The following is a 17,738-nucleotide window of genomic DNA, read 5'->3' as shown; positions in this document are numbered from 1 at the left end:
CTTCCGCTCCTCGCAATCACGGCGTCAATCCATCACGGCCGCAGGATCACGCGGTCTCGCGAGGAGCCGGCGACGGCGAAAAACGCTGATCGCGCCTGCTCCAGCGGATAGATCGCGCTCGCTTTGATCGGAAACGGCCTCAGGTGCCCGCTCGCAAATCCGGGGCCGAGTTCACGCAGCACAGCGCCGGTCGCAATCGACGACAGGCCCAGCGTATCAATGCCGACATAGGTGTGCTGACCGCGATAGAATTCGAGGATGTTGAACTGTACGATGCGGTCAACCGCCGCGATCAGGATCTGCCGCCCACGCAGCGCCAGAGATTTGTGCGCGGCCTGAAAATAGGGATCGCCAACCGTGTTGAAGACGATGTCGGCGCCCTTGCCGCCGGTGAGTTCGCGCACGCGCGCCGCCACATCGGTGCTTGAGGCATCGATCATCTCGACCTTCGCGTTGCTGTGGCCTTCGTAGGGCTCGCTCTTGCGGGCCACCCCGATGACACTCGCACCTTGCCAGGTCGCGATCTGCACCGCTGCCTGCCCGACCTTGCCATTGACGCCCATCACCAGCACGGTCTCGCCTGGCTTCGGCAGCCCGGCGCGGCGAAAGCCTTCGATCGCGGTCACAAAGGGCACGCCGATGCCGGCGGCCTCCTCCCATGAAATGCCCTTAGGTTTTTCCACCACTGCGTCTGCCTCGACCACGAGATGCGTCGCATGCGTGCCATCGCGACGAATGCCGAGATCGCCGGACGAGCCGAACACCTCGCGCCCGATCCATCCCTCGGGCCCGTCGATCACGACACCGGCATAGTCGCGGCCCGACGTGCGCGGAAACACCGCGTAAGGCATCAGCCCGGTCGCGGCCTTCACATCGGATGGATTGACGGCGGCAGCCTTGATCTCGATCAGCACCTCGTTCGCCCCGCGCGCCAGCGCGTGCGTCTCCACGCTCGGCGCAAGCGCGGCGGGGTTGTCGGCTTTGGCCAGCAGGCGAACGCAGCGGGCTTGGATTGATTGGTTGCTTGATGTCGGCATTGAGGCGTTGGTCCGTTACGGGGTTGGGTGGTACCAGCCCGTCATTGCGAGCGGAGCGAAGCAATCTACGTCTCCACAAGCGGCGCGATGGATTGCTTCGCTCCGCTCGCAATGACGGGAACCTACCCGATCATCCTGAGCTGCCAGTTGCTGTGCGGGTGAGAATTACCCCCTCGGTCGCTTGTCGTAAACCCGTTTGGCCTTGCCGAGCGAACGCTCCAGGGTTTCGGGGGCGACGGCTTGAACGCGCACGGTGATGCCGATCGTATTCTTGATGAAAATCGAGACCTTCTCGGCATGCACGGCAAGGCCGCTGCCGTCCCAGCTTTCGGGGCGGGCTTCGGCGAGCACCGTCATCTCGTCCATGCGGCCTCCGCGCGACAGCTCGATGATGAAATGGCCGCCGCACCAATCGGTCGCGAGCAGCGCCTCCTCGATCTGGGTCGGAAACACGTTGACGCCACGCAGGATGATCATGTCGTCGGAGCGGCCGGTCACCTTCTCCATCCGCCGCATGCCCGGCCGCGCGGTGCCCGGCAGCAAGCGCGTGAGGTCGCGGGTGCGGTAGCGGATCACGGGAAAGGCTTCCTTGGTCAGCGAGGTGAAGACCAGTTCGCCCTTCTCGCCGTCGGGCAGCACTTGTCCGGTCTCGGGATCGATCACTTCAGGATAGAAATGATCTTCCCAGATGTGCAGCCCGTCCTTGCTCTCCACGCATTCCTGCGCAACGCCGGGGCCGATCACCTCCGACAGGCCATAGATATCGGTCGCGTCCATGTCGAAGGCGTGCTCGATCTCGGCGCGCATCGCGTTGGTCCAGGGTTCGGCGCCGAAGATGCCGAACTTCAGCGAGGAGTTTCGCGGATCAAGTCCCTGTCGCCTGAACTCGTCCAGGATCGCCAGCATATAGCTCGGCGTCACCGTGATGATGTCGGGCCGGAAGTCGTTGATGAGCTGCACCTGACGTTCGGTCATGCCGCCGGAGACCGGCACCACGGTGCAGCCGAGCTGCTCGGCGCCGTAGTGCACGCCGAGGCCACCGGTGAACAGGCCATAGCCGTAGGCATTGTGGATGATCATGCCGCGGCGGCCGCCGGCGGCGCGGATCGAGCGCGCCATCACGTCCGACCAGATGTCGATATCGGCCTGCGTGTAGCCGACCACAATCGGCTTGCCTGTCGTGCCGGAGGAGGCATGGACGCGCACCAGCCTTTCGCGCGGCACCGCGAACATGCCGAACGGATAATTGTCGCGCAGGTCGGTCTTGGCCGTGAACGGGAATTTCGCGAGGTCGGAAAGCTCCCTGAAATCGGACGGATGCACGCCGGCTGCATCGAAGACGCGCTTGTAATGCGCAACGTTGTCATAGGCGTGCTGCAGCGACCATGCCAGCCGCTTGGTCTGCAGTGCCATGATCGCATCGCGCGAGGCGCCCTCGATTTCGTCCATCTCAGCGCTGTAACCACTTCCCGTCGACTTGAGCTTTGGCACGGCCATGGCGCGTTTCCTTCGATCGTCTATTTTTGCTTGGTCTCGTTGTCCGCTGTCGGCAGCCATGAGCCGCCGATCACGCGAGAATGGCCGCGAAATTCGGCGATCACATCATCGCCTGCCGTGACGCGGACGTCATAGATTCCGGACCGTCCGTTGCGCGAGATCTCGCGTGCGGTGGCGATCAGGCGGTCGCCGAGCTTGCCGGGCCGGATGAAGGTGATGCCGCCTTGCGCGGCGACGACGCGTTCATTGTGGCTGTTGCAGGCAAAGGCGAACGCGGAATCGGCCAGCGTGAAGATGAAGCCGCCATGGGCGATGCGTTGGCCGTTGACCATGTGCGGCGCGATCGTCATCGCAAGCGTCGCCTGCCCCGGCTTGATCTCGACGATCTCCATGCCGAGGCCCTTGCTGGCGTCGTCCTCCTTCCACATCGCCTCGGCGCAGGCGCGGGCGAGGTCCTCAGGCGAAAGCGTGGCCTTGACGTTCACGTTCAACTCCCTGTCGCCGGGCCCGTTACATGGGCCTCTTGGGATGATTTGTGAGACGCGCTGCCCTGCCTGTCAACGCGACTTGAAGCTCTATACGTGGTCGTAATCGACCACGACCTTGTCCGAGCACGGCCGCGCCTGGCAGGTCAGGATGAACCCGGCCTGCAATTCCCACGGCTCCAGCGAATAGTTCAGCTCCATCTCCGCCTTGCCTTCGACCAGTTTGGCGCGGCAGGTCGAGCACATGCCGCCCTTGCAGGCGAAGGGCAGATCGATGCCCGCACGCAGCGCCGCGTCGAGGATGGCTTCGCCGTCCGCAACCGGCACCTCGCGCCGTTTGCCGTCGATGATCAGCGAGGCCAGCGCCTTCGGCGGTGCGCCCGGCTCCACGATCTTTTTCGGCCGCGGTTTGCCGCCGAACTCGGAGACGAAGCGCTCGACGTGGATCTTGTCATCGCCGAGGCCAAGGTCGCGGCAGGTCGCCTCGATCTCCTCGTTCATCCCGATCGGGCCGCAGATGAAGACGTGATCGACACTTGCCGCCGGCACCAGTGAGCGCAACAGCACCCTCACCTTCTCGCCGTCGAGCCGGCCGTGCAGGATCGGAATGTCCTGCTCCTCGCCCGAGATGACGTGGAACAGCGAGAACCGCTGCAGGAAGCGATCCTTCAATTCCTCCAGCTCTTCGAGGAACAGCATGCCTGAGGTCGAGCGGTTGCCGTAGAACAGGAAGAAGCGGCTTTGCGGCTCGCGCGCCAGCACGCCCTTGACGATCGACAGGATCGGGGTGATGCCGCTTCCCGCGGCAAAGCCGACGTAAATCCGGGCCTCCTCCGGCGCCGGCGCGACGCCGAAGCGGCCGGTCGGCGTCATCACATCGAGTTCGTCGCCGGCTTTAAGGTCTTCCGCCGCCCAGTTCGAGAACGCGCCGCCATCGACCTTCTTCACGGCAATGCGCAATTCGCCATCATCAGGGCCGGAACAGATCGAATAGGATCGGCGTACTTCCTCGCCGTCCAGCATGGTGCGCAGCGTCAGATATTGACCAGGTGCAAAGCTGTAATCGCTTGCGAGTTCCTTCGGAATCGCAAACGTCATCGATATCGCGTCCGCGCTCTCGCAGCGCAGGTCGTTAACGGCAAGGCGATGGAATCGGGGTGCGAGTGACATGGTCAATGACACTTGAAATAATCGAATGGTTCGCGGCAACTCCTGCAGCGCCACAGCGCCTTGCAGGAGGTCGAGCCGAATTCGGACAGCAATTCGGTGTCTTCGGACCCGCATTGCGGACACGCCACCCGTTGCCGGCCGAACAGCGCGCGGCGTGAGCTGCCGGGCAGCGGCGGTGCGATGCCGTACTCCTTCAGCTTGCGGCGGCAATCCTCGCTCATCCAGTCGGTGGTCCAGGCCGGCGATAGCACAGTGCGGATCTTCGGGCCGCGAATGCCCTCGCGCTCGAGCGCCAGCTCGATCTCCAGCGCGATCACGTTCATGGCGGGGCAGCCGGAATAGGTCGGCGTGATCGCGACCTCGACCTGCCCGTCCTGAACCGCAACATCGCGCAGCACGCCGAGATCGGCGATGGTCAGCACGGGAATCTCGGGATCGACCACCTGTGCAGCCGCGTCCCAGGCGCGCCGGCGCAGATCGGCATTGCTGATGGCAGCGCTCACCATGTCGCCCCCGGAAAGGTTCGCTGCAGCGACTGCAATTCGCTGAGGAGATGGCCGAGATGCTCGCTGTGCCGGCCGCTGCGGCCGCCCTGCTGCATCCAGTTGCTCGCCGGCAAGCGAAGCGTCGCCTCGTCCACCACAGCGGTTATCGTCTTCAGCCATTGCGGATGCAGCAGCGCCGGGTCGACTGCGATACCGGCGTCGATCAGGCCGCGCTCAGAGTCGTCGACGGCGAACATCTCGCCGGTGAAGGACCAGAGATCCTCAATCGCCGTCTGTGCGCGGCGATGGCTTTCCTCGGTGCCGTCGCCGAGCCGGACGATCCATTCCGACGAATGCCTGAGATGATAGGCGCTCTCCTTCTCGGATTTCGCCCCGATCGCCGCGAGCGTCGCATCCTTCGACTGCATCATCGCACGCCAATAGAGATCGGCGAAGGCGGCATGGAAGAACTGCCGCACCATGGTGCGCGCGAAATCGCCGTTCGGCTGCTCGACCAGGAGGAGATTGCGGTACTGCCTGACGTCGCGCAGATAAGCGAACTTGTCCTCGTCGTTGTCCTTGCCCTCGACCTTGGCGGCGTAGCTGTAAAGCTCGCGCGCCTGTCCGAGGAGATCGAGCCCCATATTGGCGAGCGCCATGTCCTCTTCGAGCGTTGGCGCGTGTCCGCACCATTCCGACAGACGGTGGCCCAGGATCAGCGCATCGTCGGCGCGCCGCAATGTGTAGAGCACGAGCGGCGTTTCGGAGATTTGGATGTTGGCGACGGCCATAGCGATCCACCTGCTTGTTCAGTCGTCATTGCGAGGAGCGAAGCGACGAAGCAATCCACGTCTCCGCAAGTGGCACTATGGATTGCTTCGCTTCGCTCGCAATGACGGCTACATATGTCCGACTTCCTCGGGCACGTCGTAAAACGTCGGGTGCCTGTAAATCTTCGACTCCGCCGGTTCGAACATCATGCCCTTCTCGGCCGGGTCGGAGGCGGTGATCGCGCTCGACGGCACCACCCAGATCGAAAGGCCCTCGCCGCGGCGGGTGTAGATGTCGCGCGCGGCCTGCAGCGCCAGCGTAGCGTCGGCGGCATGCAGCGAGCCGACATGCTTGTGCGCAAGCCCGTTGCGACTGCGGATGAAGACTTCCCAGAGCGGACTATTCGGCGTGGCCATCTCGGCCTCCTTTATTCAGCAGCCTGCGCGAACTGCCGGCGCCTGCGCTTCTCGGCGTAAGCGGCCGCCGCCTCGCGTACCCAGGCGCCCTCGTCATGCGTCTTACGACGCGCAGCGAGACGATCGCGGTTGCAAGGGCCGTTGCCCGCGAGCACCTGCTTGAATTCCTCCCAGTCGATCGGGGCAGGCACCCAGTGGCCGGCTTCGTCCTGCTTCATCTCGGAATCGGGAATGGTGAGGCCCAGGAACTGCGCCTGCGGCACGGTCGCATCGACGAATTTCTGCCGTAGCTCGTCATTGGAGAAGCGCTTGATCTTCCATTTCGTCGAGGTGTCGCTGTGCTGGCTCACCTTGTCGGGCGGACCGAACATCATCAGCACCGGCCACCACCAGCGGTTCAGCGCATCCTGCGCCATTGCCTTCTGCTCATCGGTGCCGCGGCACAGCGTCAGCATGATCTCGAAACCCTGGCGCTGATGGAACGACTCTTCCTTGCAGACGCGGATCATCGCTCGCGCATAAGGGCCATAGGAACAGCGGCACAGCGGGATCTGGTTCATGATGGCGGCGCCATCGACCAGCCAGCCGATGGTCCCGATGTCGGCCCATGTCAGTGTGGAATAGTTGAAGATCGAGGAATACTTCGCCTTGCCCGTCAGCATCGCATCGACGAGCTCTTCGCGCGAGGTGCCGAGCGTCTCGGCGGCGGCGTAGAGATAAAGCCCGTGGCCGCATTCGTCCTGCACCTTGGCGAGCAGCGCGGCCTTGCGGCGCAGCGTCGGCGCGCGCGTGATCCAGTTGCCCTCGGGCAGCATGCCGACGATTTCGGAATGAGCGTGCTGGGAAATCTGCCGCGTCAGCGTCTTGCGATAGGCCGCGGGCATCCAGTCGTTCGGCTCGATGCGCTCGTCGGCATCGATGCGCGCCTGAAACGCGGTGGCGCGCGCGGCGTCCTCGACATTGCGGTCATCTGCGTCAGACGTATTCAGCGCCTGCGTGTACATGCCCGACCTCCCGAATTTTATTGTCTTTGATCTATATCAAAATTCCAGTTCTTACAAGCATTCTTGTAATATATTTACGCATCCTCAAACCGCCGTGAAAGTTCCACGCCGGGCTTCGGCAGCGGCCCGTCCTCAGTGGTCGCATGCCGGTCAAGCCATTGTTCGGATAAGGCCAGCACGCCGCGATAGATTTCGCCGCAGAGCTTTCGCGCTGCACTCCCCGGCCAGTCCTTCGGCAATAGCGCGGTCGGCAGCAGCGGATCGCGCAGCACCACGCGGCGGTAGTAATGGATCAGGAGGATGCGGGCCGTGAACGCGTCGGCGTCGGTGAGTTCCTCTCCACGCGCGAGCCAGCCGCGCAACGGCTCGAACGTCCTGATGAATTTCTGATAGGCATCCGCGGTGCGATCGAGCGGCCAACTCTCGCTGAGCAGCCGCCGCCCGTTTTGATCTTCGGCCGAAACGTCCAGACGGATGGCGCTAGCGGCCTCTTCGGGGATCGGCACGCCCGACGGCGCGACCCACACGCCCGGCAGCGGACTGCCGAAGCCGGAGTTCTTCAGCGCCTCGCGCGCGGCATCGCGATCCTCGCCATTGCCGATCAGCAGCAGTTCGAAACGCCCGGTCCAGTCCGACGGCGGCGGATCGTAGATGTGCCTGGTCGCGGTGTCGAAGGTTTGCCGGCCCCTCTCATTCAGTCGGTAGAAGCTGTTGCGGCCGACCTTGTTGCGCTCGAGCCAGCCGTCGGCGGCGAGCCGCGACATCGCGGTGCGCACCACGCCGCCGTCGATGTCGAGGAAGGCGAAGAAATCCAGCAGCGTGCCGAGCCACACGCAGCCGCCGCGCGGGACGATAGCGTCGCCGAACACGGTGATGACGATGGAGCCGGTGCGCGAGGGCTCGCGCTTCAACTGGTCGATGATGCGGTCAAGCGGCTGCGGCATGCGCCCACGCATACCGCGTTTCGCGTTGGGGCGACAATGGTGGCTCTGCTCCCTCGCCCCGCTCTTGCGGGGCCGAGACGAGCACAGCTCGCTCTGAGAGGGCTGGGGTGAGGAGCCGCCTCCGCAAATTCGATATTTCTGAGTGCGCGGAGACTCCCCTCACCCGGATTGCTTCGCAATCCGACCTCTCCCCGCAAGAGCGGGGCGAGGTGGGAACCTACCGGTTCGGATCCGGATAAACCATGGCGCGCCAGCCGCCACGATCGAACGGCGCCCACTCCCCTTCGCGCTGCGCCAGCCGGTCGGCGACCGCGTAGACGGCGGCGGGATGGTGGCCCATGCCGCAATGGCTGCTTTCGACCTCGATGCTTTCCGACATCGCCGAGGCCTGCTCGCGGCAGCCTTGCCAGGCGCAGATGCCATCGGTGCGGCTGAAGATCGCCGTGGTCGGCACCGGAGGCGCGCTGGCCAGCGATCCACCGAAGCGCGGGTCCTCTTCCTCGGCGCGGCGGCCGCTCGCGATCTCATAGACCTGCCAGGCGTTGGTCGATTTTGGCCCGGCCGCAAAGGGGCTGCCGAGCGTGATCACCTGGCGCACGCGCTCAGGCATCATCTTGGCGAGCTGGCGAGCATAGAGGCCGCCGAGGCTCCAGCCGACGAGCGAGACCTTGCGGCCATGGCTGTCGTTCATCTCCTGCACGAGATCGACCATCGCCTGCTGCACGCCCGCGCGCAGGCCGAGATTGCGGCCCTGGCGCCAGCCGCTGACCGCGTAGCCCTTGCTGCTCAGGAACTCGCGCAGCGGCCGCGTCGAGAGATCCGATGCGACGAGGCCGGGCAGCACCAGCACCGGATGACCATCGCCGCGCGGCGCGAGGCTCAACAGCGGCAAAGCGCCGAGGAAGGCGCCGAGTTCGTGGATGGCGCGCCCCTCCAACAGCATCAACGTCCTGGACGGCGGGCGAAGCGTCTCTGCGGCAAGGGGCACGGCATCTCCTTCCCGCCGGCCTTCGCATTGCGGCAGCCGGCCAACGGATCAATAGGCAATAAAAGCTAGGGAAACGGCTTTCTACTTTCAAGCTAACCAGATCACACAGATCACAACAAAAACGCTCGCGTACCCGATCGGTCACACCAGCCGCAGCAAATATTCGATGGTGTACAAGATCAATCCGGCAAGGCCGCCGATCAGCGAGCCATTGAAGCGAATATATTGCAGGTCCCTGCCGACGTTGATCTCGAGCAGCGAGATCAATTGCTGCATGTCCCAGGCCTTCATCTGATCGGCAATGAAGGTCGAAACGCCGCTCTTCTGGTCGGCGACCACTGTCCGCAGGATCGCGACCAACCCCTCGTTGATCTCGGCGCGCAGCTCAGTGTCGCCGGCCAGCGCTTCACCCGCCTCCACGAACATCCTGGCCAGATACTGCTGCAGGACCTGCGTCTCTCCAGAGGCGCTGCGTTCGATGAAGTCCTTCAGGTTCGACCAGATGTTGCGCGCGAGGCCTTCAAGTTCCGGCCGCGCCAGCAGATCGCGCTTCAATCGGTTGATGCGATCGGCAAAGGCACGATCGCTGCCGAGCCGCTCGACGAAAGACAGCAGCATGCGGTCGAACTCGCCGCGGAACGGATGCTTCGGATCGTCACGGACTTCCTCGAAGAATTTCGTCGCGGAGGCGATGATCCGGTTCACGACGAATTTGTCGGCGCGATAGAGTCTCAGGAGCGTCGGCATTTCCGCGCGGACCTTGTCGCGGATGACAGCCATGGTCTCCTTCGTCGTCAGCGTCTGGTGCAGGACGCGCAGGATGTCGTCGAGCAGGCCCTCGTGCTTTCCCTCCTGCACGAAGCCGCGCAGCGTGCCGGCGGCAAGCGGCGCCAGATCGATCGCCAGCAGTTGCGCGGTGACGCGGCGGCTGACGAACTTCATCAATCCCGAATTCTCCGTCGCCGAGAACGCCTCCGGCAACAGACGCAGCAGAAAGCGAGCGAGATCGGTCGAGCGCTTGCGGTCGCGCAGCCAGTCGGCGATGAAAGCGCCGAAATCGATCTCGCGCAGCTTGGCCTCCACCGGCCCTGCTTCGAGGAAATTCTTCTCGATGAATTCGCCGAGCTTCTCGGCGATGGGGCCCTGATTGCTCTGGATGATCGCGGTGTGCGGGATCGGCAATCCCAAGGGACGCTTGAACAAGGCGACCACCGCATACCAGTCGGCGAGCCCGCCGATCGTCGCCGCTTCCGCAAAGGCCGCGATGAAGCCGAACACGGGATGCACCGGCAACAACGCTTTCGCGACGAGGAACAGCACGAACGTCGCCACGAGCACCCCGGTCGCCAGCCACTTCACGCGCCGCAACTCCGCCGCGCGGATCGCGTCGGCGGGAGTGGCGATGGTGAAGGTGGCGGGAAGGGTCATGACGGCTCAACGACAGTTGGTTGGCTGCGATCATATCGCGCCACACCCACCGCCGTCATGGCCGGGCTTGTCCCGGCCATCCACGTTTCAGTGCATGCGGCAAGAAAGCACGTGGATGCCCGGGACAAGCCCAGGCATGACGGAGCAACAAAAAAGAAGGCCCGCAACCGGCGGGCCCTTCGGAAAACCAGAGTTGGCAGGCCTGACGCGATCAGGCCGTCTTGTTGTAGACCTTGGCGAAATTGTCCTGCGCGGACTTCGCACCTTCGATGACGAGCTTGCCGACATATTCGGTCGCAGACTTGGCCCGCGACACGAACACTTCGCCGCGCGCACGCACCAGGTCCGACTGGATCTGCACCGCTTCGTTCAGCGACTTGGCGGAAGCCAGCTTGTCGATACCGTTGAAGAACGCTTCCGCGTCCTGATAGATCGCCTCCTGGATATTGCGGCTGATCTTGGCGGCCTCGGAAACCGAACCGGCAACGGCGGATTCGATCACGGCGGTCACCTTTTCCGAGCCGGCGTGCAAGTCTGCGGCACGAACCTTGGCGGTCTCGGCCTGCTTCTTCACGAACTCACGGGCGGCTTCCGGCACTTCCAGGTTCTGCAGCTTGGTAAAAGCTTCGGTCACAGGCGCAAAGGCCTGCTTGACGCTATCAAAAACGGAATTGGTCTCGGTGGTCATAGGGTCTCTCCATCCTCGGTTAGAGCTATGGGCTCACCCCGTCCAAATCTGGCCCAGGGCGTCATCCTTATGCCATGGTTAATGGTGCATCGCAATATATATGTTGCGATGCAATATCACAAATCTGTGAACAGCCGTAATATCGGGCGAATTGCCCGTCAGGCAGGCTGGTCAAACCTGCGGCTCGACCGCCCCTGGCAGGCCGTAGGCCTCCATCTGAGCCCGGACCTGCGCCACATTGTGCCCGAGCACCACGATGTCGTGGGTCGCGCCGGCGACATCCCGGACATGGTCGCGCAGCAGCGCCTCGGCCCGGAAGCCGAGGCCCTCGAAGAGGGCAATCGCGCTGCGCTGGTCGACCGTCATCTGCACCGATAGCTTCTCGAGGCCGGCGCTGAGCGCAATGGCAAACGTCTCCTGCGCCAGCGCCCGCCCCACCCCCTGCCCGCGGACGTCCAAGGACACCACCATCCGGATCTCGCCGACATGGGGCGACCAGGAGTGACGGTCGCGCACCAGCGTACCGCAACCGATCACGACGCCATCCCTCAGCGCCAGCAGGCTCATGATGTCGCCGCGGTCGATGTCGTTGAGCCACGCCGATAGCACCTTCGGCTCGCTGATGTTGCGCGGCAGGAACAGCAGATCATGCGTCGGCAGCTTTTGCGCGAAAGCCAGCACCGCGGCTTCGTCGGCGCGCGACATCAGACGGAATTCGATCTCGCCGGCCTCGGTCTTGACGCGCCGTGGATAAGGACGTGTCTCACTCATGTCGATCGCTGCCCCAGCCAGGAATCCAGTTTCGGCCACAGCCGCTTGATCGCATTGGCGCCGGCGACCAGGCTGACATGGCCACCTTTGAGGACCACCTCCTCCTTGTCGGTCGAGCCGACTTTCGCGATCAAGTGTCGCGCCGCCTCATAGGGCACGATGTGATCGTGCTCGGCGACAGCGTGCAGGATCGGCACCTTGACGTTCGCAAGCTTCGCCGGACGCCCGCCGACCGACATGGTGTCGTTATAGAGCTTGTTGTCCCACATCAGGTCCTTGGTGATGGTCCGGAAATAGTCGCCGGCGAGCGGCAGCGTGTCGGTCGCCCAGCGGTCGAACATCCGGTACGACTTCACGAACTCGTCGTTCCAGATGTTGTCCCAGAGCTGCACCTGGCTTGCCGCGCGCGAAGCCGGCCGCAGCATCTCGAACGATGACAGGATCAGTTCGGGCGGCATGTTGCCGACGCTATCGATCAGGCGGTCGACGTCGAAATAGCGCCGGTCGGCGAAATTCGAGAACAGCGTCATCTCGCGGAAGTCGATCGGCGTGGTGAAGCAGATCAAATTCTTCATCGGCCCGTCGTGGAAGATCGAGCCATAGAGCAGCGACAGCACGCCGCCGAAGCAATAGCCGATGACGGAGACATCGGTCTCGCCGCAATCCTGCTGCACCCGGCGAACACAGTCCGGAATGAAGTCGAGGACGTAATCCTCCATCCTGAGATTCTTCTCTTCCGGTTTCGGCGCGGTCCAGTCGAGCATGTAGACGTCGTAGCCGCGCCTGAGCAGGAATTCGATGAAACTCTGGCCGGGCACCATGTCGAGGATATAGCCGCGATTGGTGGTGGCCATCACGATCAGGACCGGCACGCGATAGATTTCATCCGCCAGCGGTCGATAGTGGTAGAGCTGCATGGTTCCACGGCTGGCCAGCACATCCTTTGGCGTAGAGCCGAGCGCAGGACCCGAGGTCGAGAAATATTCGACACCCTTGATGCTGCGCTGGATCGCCCGCTGCACCTCGGATTGAATGCGCTCCGCGATCGACGCTGCGTCGATCCCCAAGGACGCGTTCATCGAGGGCGCGTTCATTTTTGCGCTTTCTCCGCAGGCGGGCGTTTGGTGCGCGGCGGCCGCGGCTTGCCGGCTGTCGCACTTTCCACATTGCCCGCGCTGCGGTTCATCTCGCTCAGCAGTGCCTTGATCTCGTCGAGCTGGCTTTCGATCGATTGCAGGCGCTCGGCCATGCCGACGAGCTGCGCCCGGCTCGGCAGGTTCATGCCCACCAGATACTTCTCCATGAGCTCCGCGAACTGCTTCTGCGCGCCGGCCGCGACGCCGCCGGCCTGGTTCATCATCCGGCTGAATTCCGGCGTTCCCATTGCCTTGTTGGCGAAGGAATTGAATCCCTTTTCCAGCTCGCCGATCATCGTCTGCCAGACGACAGCAGGATCGTTGCCCTTGTCGGCCATTGGCGCTCTCCCACGTGCTTGCGAGCGCTTGCCACGCTTCTCTTTGCGCTCCATACGACACCGTTGCAGGCAGCCGGTCAACCCAAGCTGACATTGAACGCCGCGTCAGAAAGCTTCTGCGCTGCGGCAAAGCGTGGCATACAGTCGTCCATCAAGAACCCAGCCGAGGAGGCCCCGTGACCACCCTCGTCCACCGGCCGCCGCAGATGATCCGCGCCAATGGCATCGACATCTGCTACGAGATCTTCGGCGACGAGAGCGCCGAACCGATGCTGCTGATCATGGGGCTCGGCGCCCAGATGATCCATTGGGACGACGAGTTCTGCGAACAGCTCGCCGCGCGCGGCTTTCGCGTGATCCGCTTCGACAACCGGGACATCGGCCAGTCCGGCAAGCTCACAGGCGGCAAGCGGCTGACGGCGTTCGAAATGCTGAGACTGCGTCTGTTCGGGATCCCCGTCGCCGCACCCTACAGACTGATCGATATGGCCAAGGACACGGTCGGCCTGATGGACGGGCTCGGGCTGAAGTCTGCGCATCTGGTCGGCGCCTCCATGGGCGGCATGATCGCGCAGGAAGTCGCGATCTCGTTTCCGCAAGTCGTGCGCTCGCTCACCTCGATCATGTCGACGACAGGCAATCCGAAGATCCCGCCGCCGACCCGCGAGGCCGGGGCCATACTTATGGCGCCGCCGCCAAGGACGAAGGACGAATATATCGAGCGCTTCGCCAAGACCTGGAAGGTGCTGCGCGTCGGTTCCTTCCCGGAGGATGAGGCGCTCGATCGTTCGCGGGCGCTGCGCACCTATGAACGCGGCCTCAATCCCGCCGGCGTCGGCCGCCAGCTCCGCGCCATCCTCGCCTCCGGCAGCCGCAAGCAACGCCTCGGCGCGGTGAAAGCGCCGGCACTCGTCATCCACGGCACCGTCGATCCGCTGGTGCACCCGGCCGGCGGCAAGGACACCGCGGCCTCGATCCCGGGCGCGAAACTCCTGATGATCGAGGGCATGGGCCACGCATTGCCGATCCCGATGTGGCCAGAGATCATCGACGCCATCGCTGAGCATGCGCATGGAGCTGCGGCGAAGGCGGCGTGACGGATCGTAGGATGGGTAGAGCGCAGCGAAACCCATCATTGCCACCAAGCGCATAGACGCGATGGGTTTCGCTTCGCTCTACCCATCCTACAATTTGTGGCTATCCGCCCGCCCAGACGTCGAGCACGTAACGGTTCTTCGCGCCGAGGTCCTCGATCCAGCGCGTCGCTGCGCCGGCATCGTCCCCATTGTGCTCTCGATGGATCGACATCAGGGTCGCCTTGACATCCGGCTCCATCTTGCTGCCGTCCCCGCAGACATAGATGATCGCGCCCTTCCCGATCAGGTCCCAGACGCGGTTCTTCTGGGCGGCAATCAGGTCCTGCACGTAGGTTTTCGAGCCATTGAGCCGCGAGAACGCGATGTGCAGCTCGGTGACGCCATCGGCGGCGAACGCCTTCAACTCGTCGGCATAGATGAAATCCTGATCCGGATGGCGGCAGCCGAAGAACAGCATTGCCGGCCCCAGATTGGCGCCCTGCGACTTGCGATGCGCGCGCTCCTGGAGGAAGCCGCGGAACGGCGCCAGGCCCGTCCCGGGGCCGATCATGATCAGCGGCACCGACGCATCGTCGGGCAGGCGGAAGCCGGCCTTGGTCTCGCGCACGGTGGCATGGATGGTGTCGCCGACGCGGCGGCCGGAAAGATAGTTTGAGCAGATGCCCTTATAGATGCCGCGGCCCGAATTCGCCGGCGCCTCCACGACGCCGACGGTGACGCTGCAGCGCGCGGGATCGCCCGAGGGCGAGGACGAGATCGAATAATAGCGCGGCGCCAGCAGCGACAGCATTTCCAGATAGATGTGGAACGGCAATTCGCAGGCCGGATGCTCCTCCAGGAGATCAAACACCGATTTGCGCTTGTCCATCACCTCGCCGCGATAACGTTCGCCGGACGCATCGTCGTCGCCGACGTAGGCGAGCAGCTTCGGCTTCGTCATCGGGCAGCGCGTATGCTCGGCCATCACCTGGATCTGCTTGCGGGTTGCGACCTGCTGCAGCTCCACGAACTCGGTGAGCAACCGCCCGATAGAGATCGCATCGCCGACCGGCAGCTGCGCGCGACGGCCTTCCGTCACCTGCAGCCTGATCTGGTCCGCCGGCAGGAAGCCGAAGCGGCGCGCGACCTGGTCCACCAGCGTCGGATCGTTGCGCGGCACCACGCTCAAATGATCGCCGACGCGGTAGGTGATGCCGGGCGGTAGTTGCACCTCGATGTGCCGTGTCGAACGCTCGGACGGATTGGCGCCGGACTTGTTCTGCAGTTCCGCATTCTCCAGCACCTTCATCGCCACCGCGCCGCCCTGCGCGACGATGGCGTTGACCGAGGCCGGTGCTACCGGCTCGACCGCATAGAGCGGCTCGTCCTCTGGCGTGCGGGTGAAGTTCCAGTCGATGCCGAATTCCTTGGTCGCGACCTGCGCGGCAGCCGGAAACCACTTCTGGAACTGGCCGTCGAGATCGGCCCTAGCATCGCCCTCGCCGCGCGGATAGACGGCGCGGGCGCCGCGGGCGGTGAGCTGCTCGTCGATGAAGCGCGGCACCGACTGGTACGTCGCCGCCCAATCGCTGTTGCCGCAGCCGAACACTGCGTAGCGCACGCCGGCAAACGCGTCCTTCGGCAGATCGCTGCCGAGCCATTTGACGAACTCCGTCGCGTTGTCGGGCGGCGCGCCATTGTAGGAGGCGCAGATGATCAGAACGCCACCTTCCTTCGGCAATTTCCCGACATAGTCGTCGAGCGGACCGAGCTTTGTGTTGAAGCCATTGACCTCGGCGAGATCGGCCATCCGTGTCGCCAGTTCTTCGGCCGAGCCGAGATTGGAGCCGTAGAGCACCAGCATCGGCGTGTTGTGTCCCAGGCGCGGTTTCGGCCGAGGCGCCCTCGGCGCGGCCGACGCCGCCGCGGCCGCGCCAGCGAAGACGCCGCGCTCCCTGTCCTCGCGCGGGCGCACCTTGATCTTGAAGCCCTCGGGCTTGATCGTCAGCGTTTCCTTCAGATGCATCTGGTAGCGATGCACATCGATCAGTTTGAAGCGCTGCAGGATCATGCCGAGTGCGAGCGCTGCCTCATGCATCGCAAAGCCGCGGCCGATGCAGGCGCGCTGTCCGTTGCCGAACGGCTTCCAGGCGTTGATCGGGCGCTTGGCCTCGGCCTCGCGGCTGAAATTCTCGGGATCGAAGACATCAGGATTCGGTCCCCACACGTTGGGGTCGCGATGCAGTGCCATCACGAGAACAGTGATGAACGTGTTCTTCTTCAGCTTGTACTTGCCGCCGATGGTCTCGTCCTGCAGCGGTGCGATGCCATAGGCCGGCGCCGGCGGCCACAGCCGCAGCGCCTCCTTCAGGACTTGCGTGATGTAGGTGAGCTGGGTGACCTGCTGATAGGTCGGCCTGGCGTTGATATCGGGGCCGAGTACGCGGTCGACCTCTTCATACGCCTTCTTCAGCACCTCGGGATGTTTCAACAGCGCATAGATCGTGCTCGACAACAGACCGCTCGTGGTCTCATGGCCCGCGATCAGGAATGTGTTGATCTGGTAGCGGATGTTGACGTCGTCGAGCTGCTCGCCGGTGACGCGGTCGATGCCGGTCATCATCGCCGCCAGCATGTCCTTCTGGCCCTCGCCGACATCGGACTGGCTCCGCCTGCGCTCGGCGATGATCTCGTCGACCATCTTGTTCATGAACGCGACGTCCTCAGTGAGCGTCTTGCGTCGCTGGCGCATCCACAGGCGCTCCAGCGGCAGGCCGCGGGTCATCATGATGGTCTCGAGGGAGCGCACCAGCGACTCCACGAAGGGGTGATAATCGCGGCGATAGAACGAATTGAAGCGATAGTCGAAGCCGCAGAGCCCGATCGTGTCGAGCGTCAGCGCCGTCATGTCGTGGACGACATCGATCTCCTCGTCGGCGTTGAGCCGCTCCCATTTCTTCACGAGCTGCTCGGCGATATCGACCATGCTCGGATGGTAGGACTGCATGGCGCGGTTGCCGAATGGCTGCAGCAGGATGTTGTGCGCCTTGCCCCAGTTCGGCTCCTTGGTGTCGGCGGTGAACAGGCCGTCGCCGCCGACCGCGCGCACACGCCGCAGCGAGCCGCGCACCGCTTTGTCAAAGCGCTTTTCATCCGAGAGCTCGTCGACAAGGTCATGGCCGGAGACGATCACGAGCGGGGCGCCCATCATGTCGAGCCAGTAGATCGGCCCGAGCTCTTTGGCGAGCCGCACCAGATGCTGCACCGGAGCGGTCGAATCCAGCGACAGCATGTTGCCGACCACGGGCATGGTCGGCGGATGCGGGATCGGAGCCAGTCGGTTGCCGGATGGCATATGGGAATGTCTCCTGCCCTATTCTCGATCTCTCATCCTGTCATTCCGGGATGCGCCTCTTGGCGCAGGCCCGGAATCCATTGCGCCTCCTCGCATGCGGCCCGATGGATTCCGGGCTCGCGCTACGCGCGCGCCCCGGAATGACCATC

17 protein-coding genes are annotated in these 17,738 nt (G+C 63.9%); 1 reads left to right on the top strand and 16 read right to left on the bottom strand.

Annotated features, from left to right (window positions below; all coding sequences use genetic code 11):
- Nucleotides 1–32 precede the first annotated feature (32 nt).
- The 15 genes from AC5ZGW_RS03975 to AC5ZGW_RS03905 form a co-directional block, all read right to left on the bottom strand.
- Nucleotides 33–1,037 (bottom strand): quinone oxidoreductase family protein, encoded by a 1,005-nt coding sequence (locus AC5ZGW_RS03975; protein ID WP_130226590.1) that lies wholly within the window; start codon nucleotides 1,035–1,037, stop codon nucleotides 33–35.
- Nucleotides 1,038–1,202: 165 nt separating this feature from the next.
- On the bottom strand, nucleotides 1,203–2,534 hold the full coding sequence (paaK, locus tag AC5ZGW_RS03970; protein ID WP_130226591.1) for a phenylacetate--CoA ligase PaaK: 1,332 nt from the start codon (nucleotides 2,532–2,534) through the stop codon (nucleotides 1,203–1,205).
- Between the two features lie 20 nt (nucleotides 2,535–2,554).
- On the bottom strand, nucleotides 2,555–3,019 hold the full coding sequence (gene paaI / locus AC5ZGW_RS03965; RefSeq protein ID WP_165435271.1) for a hydroxyphenylacetyl-CoA thioesterase PaaI: 465 nt from the start codon (nucleotides 3,017–3,019) through the stop codon (nucleotides 2,555–2,557).
- A 90-nt stretch (nucleotides 3,020–3,109) separates the two neighbouring features.
- Nucleotides 3,110–4,189 carry a 1,2-phenylacetyl-CoA epoxidase subunit PaaE gene (gene paaE, locus AC5ZGW_RS03960; RefSeq protein WP_130226592.1) on the bottom strand — a complete coding sequence of 360 codons (1,080 nt, stop codon included), beginning with the start codon at nucleotides 4,187–4,189 and terminating at the stop codon, nucleotides 3,110–3,112.
- Between the two features lie 2 nt (nucleotides 4,190–4,191).
- Entirely contained in the window at nucleotides 4,192–4,695 is a 504-nt protein-coding gene (paaD, locus tag AC5ZGW_RS03955; protein ID WP_130226593.1) for a 1,2-phenylacetyl-CoA epoxidase subunit PaaD, read from the bottom strand.
- Entirely contained in the window at nucleotides 4,689–5,465 is a 777-nt protein-coding gene (gene paaC / locus AC5ZGW_RS03950) for a 1,2-phenylacetyl-CoA epoxidase subunit PaaC (RefSeq protein ID WP_130226594.1), read from the bottom strand. The genes paaD and paaC overlap by 7 nt, the downstream gene beginning before the upstream one ends.
- 108 nt (nucleotides 5,466–5,573) lie before the next feature.
- Complete coding sequence (gene paaB / locus AC5ZGW_RS03945) at nucleotides 5,574–5,861, bottom strand: 1,2-phenylacetyl-CoA epoxidase subunit PaaB (RefSeq protein WP_027581720.1); 288 nt, start codon at nucleotides 5,859–5,861, stop codon at nucleotides 5,574–5,576.
- 11 nt (nucleotides 5,862–5,872) lie between these two features.
- Nucleotides 5,873–6,865 carry a 1,2-phenylacetyl-CoA epoxidase subunit PaaA gene (gene paaA / locus AC5ZGW_RS03940; RefSeq protein ID WP_130226595.1) on the bottom strand — a complete coding sequence of 331 codons (993 nt, stop codon included), beginning with the start codon at nucleotides 6,863–6,865 and terminating at the stop codon, nucleotides 5,873–5,875.
- A gap of 74 nt (nucleotides 6,866–6,939) precedes the next feature.
- Entirely contained in the window at nucleotides 6,940–7,809 is an 870-nt protein-coding gene (gene paaX, locus AC5ZGW_RS03935) for a phenylacetic acid degradation operon negative regulatory protein PaaX (protein WP_130226596.1), read from the bottom strand.
- Between the two features lie 217 nt (nucleotides 7,810–8,026).
- Entirely contained in the window at nucleotides 8,027–8,752 is a 726-nt protein-coding gene (locus AC5ZGW_RS03930; protein WP_496113865.1) for an esterase/lipase family protein, read from the bottom strand.
- Between the two features lie 186 nt (nucleotides 8,753–8,938).
- Nucleotides 8,939–10,225 carry a DUF445 domain-containing protein gene (locus AC5ZGW_RS03925; RefSeq protein WP_130226598.1) on the bottom strand — a complete coding sequence of 429 codons (1,287 nt, stop codon included), beginning with the start codon at nucleotides 10,223–10,225 and terminating at the stop codon, nucleotides 8,939–8,941.
- 211 nt (nucleotides 10,226–10,436) lie between these two features.
- Entirely contained in the window at nucleotides 10,437–10,913 is a 477-nt protein-coding gene (locus AC5ZGW_RS03920) for a phasin (RefSeq protein WP_130226600.1), read from the bottom strand.
- A gap of 171 nt (nucleotides 10,914–11,084) precedes the next feature.
- Nucleotides 11,085–11,684 carry a GNAT family N-acetyltransferase gene (locus AC5ZGW_RS03915; RefSeq protein WP_130226601.1) on the bottom strand — a complete coding sequence of 200 codons (600 nt, stop codon included), beginning with the start codon at nucleotides 11,682–11,684 and terminating at the stop codon, nucleotides 11,085–11,087.
- Entirely contained in the window at nucleotides 11,681–12,763 is a 1,083-nt protein-coding gene (locus AC5ZGW_RS03910; protein WP_130226605.1) for an alpha/beta fold hydrolase, read from the bottom strand. The genes AC5ZGW_RS03915 and AC5ZGW_RS03910 overlap by 4 nt, the downstream gene beginning before the upstream one ends.
- Before the next feature lie 11 nt (nucleotides 12,764–12,774).
- Nucleotides 12,775–13,158, bottom strand: coding sequence for a hypothetical protein (locus AC5ZGW_RS03905; protein ID WP_028164988.1), 384 nt, complete (start codon nucleotides 13,156–13,158; stop codon nucleotides 12,775–12,777).
- A 206-nt stretch (nucleotides 13,159–13,364) separates the two neighbouring features.
- On the opposite strand from AC5ZGW_RS03905, the gene AC5ZGW_RS03900 reads away from it, so the two are divergent.
- Nucleotides 13,365–14,255, top strand: a complete 891-nt coding sequence (locus AC5ZGW_RS03900; RefSeq protein WP_496113864.1) for an alpha/beta fold hydrolase — start codon at nucleotides 13,365–13,367, stop codon at nucleotides 14,253–14,255.
- A 100-nt stretch (nucleotides 14,256–14,355) separates the two neighbouring features.
- Here the strand turns inward: AC5ZGW_RS03900 and AC5ZGW_RS03895 are convergent, their stop codons facing one another.
- A complete protein-coding gene (locus AC5ZGW_RS03895; RefSeq protein WP_496113858.1) occupies nucleotides 14,356–17,589 on the bottom strand; it encodes a bifunctional cytochrome P450/NADPH--P450 reductase in 3,234 nt (1,077 codons plus the stop codon).
- Nucleotides 17,590–17,738: the final 149 nt, after the last annotated feature.

The organism is Bradyrhizobium sp. Crot121 (assembly GCF_059512385.1).
Note: the sequence above shows the minus strand (reverse complement) of the source record. Positions and strands in the feature narration are given on the sequence as shown.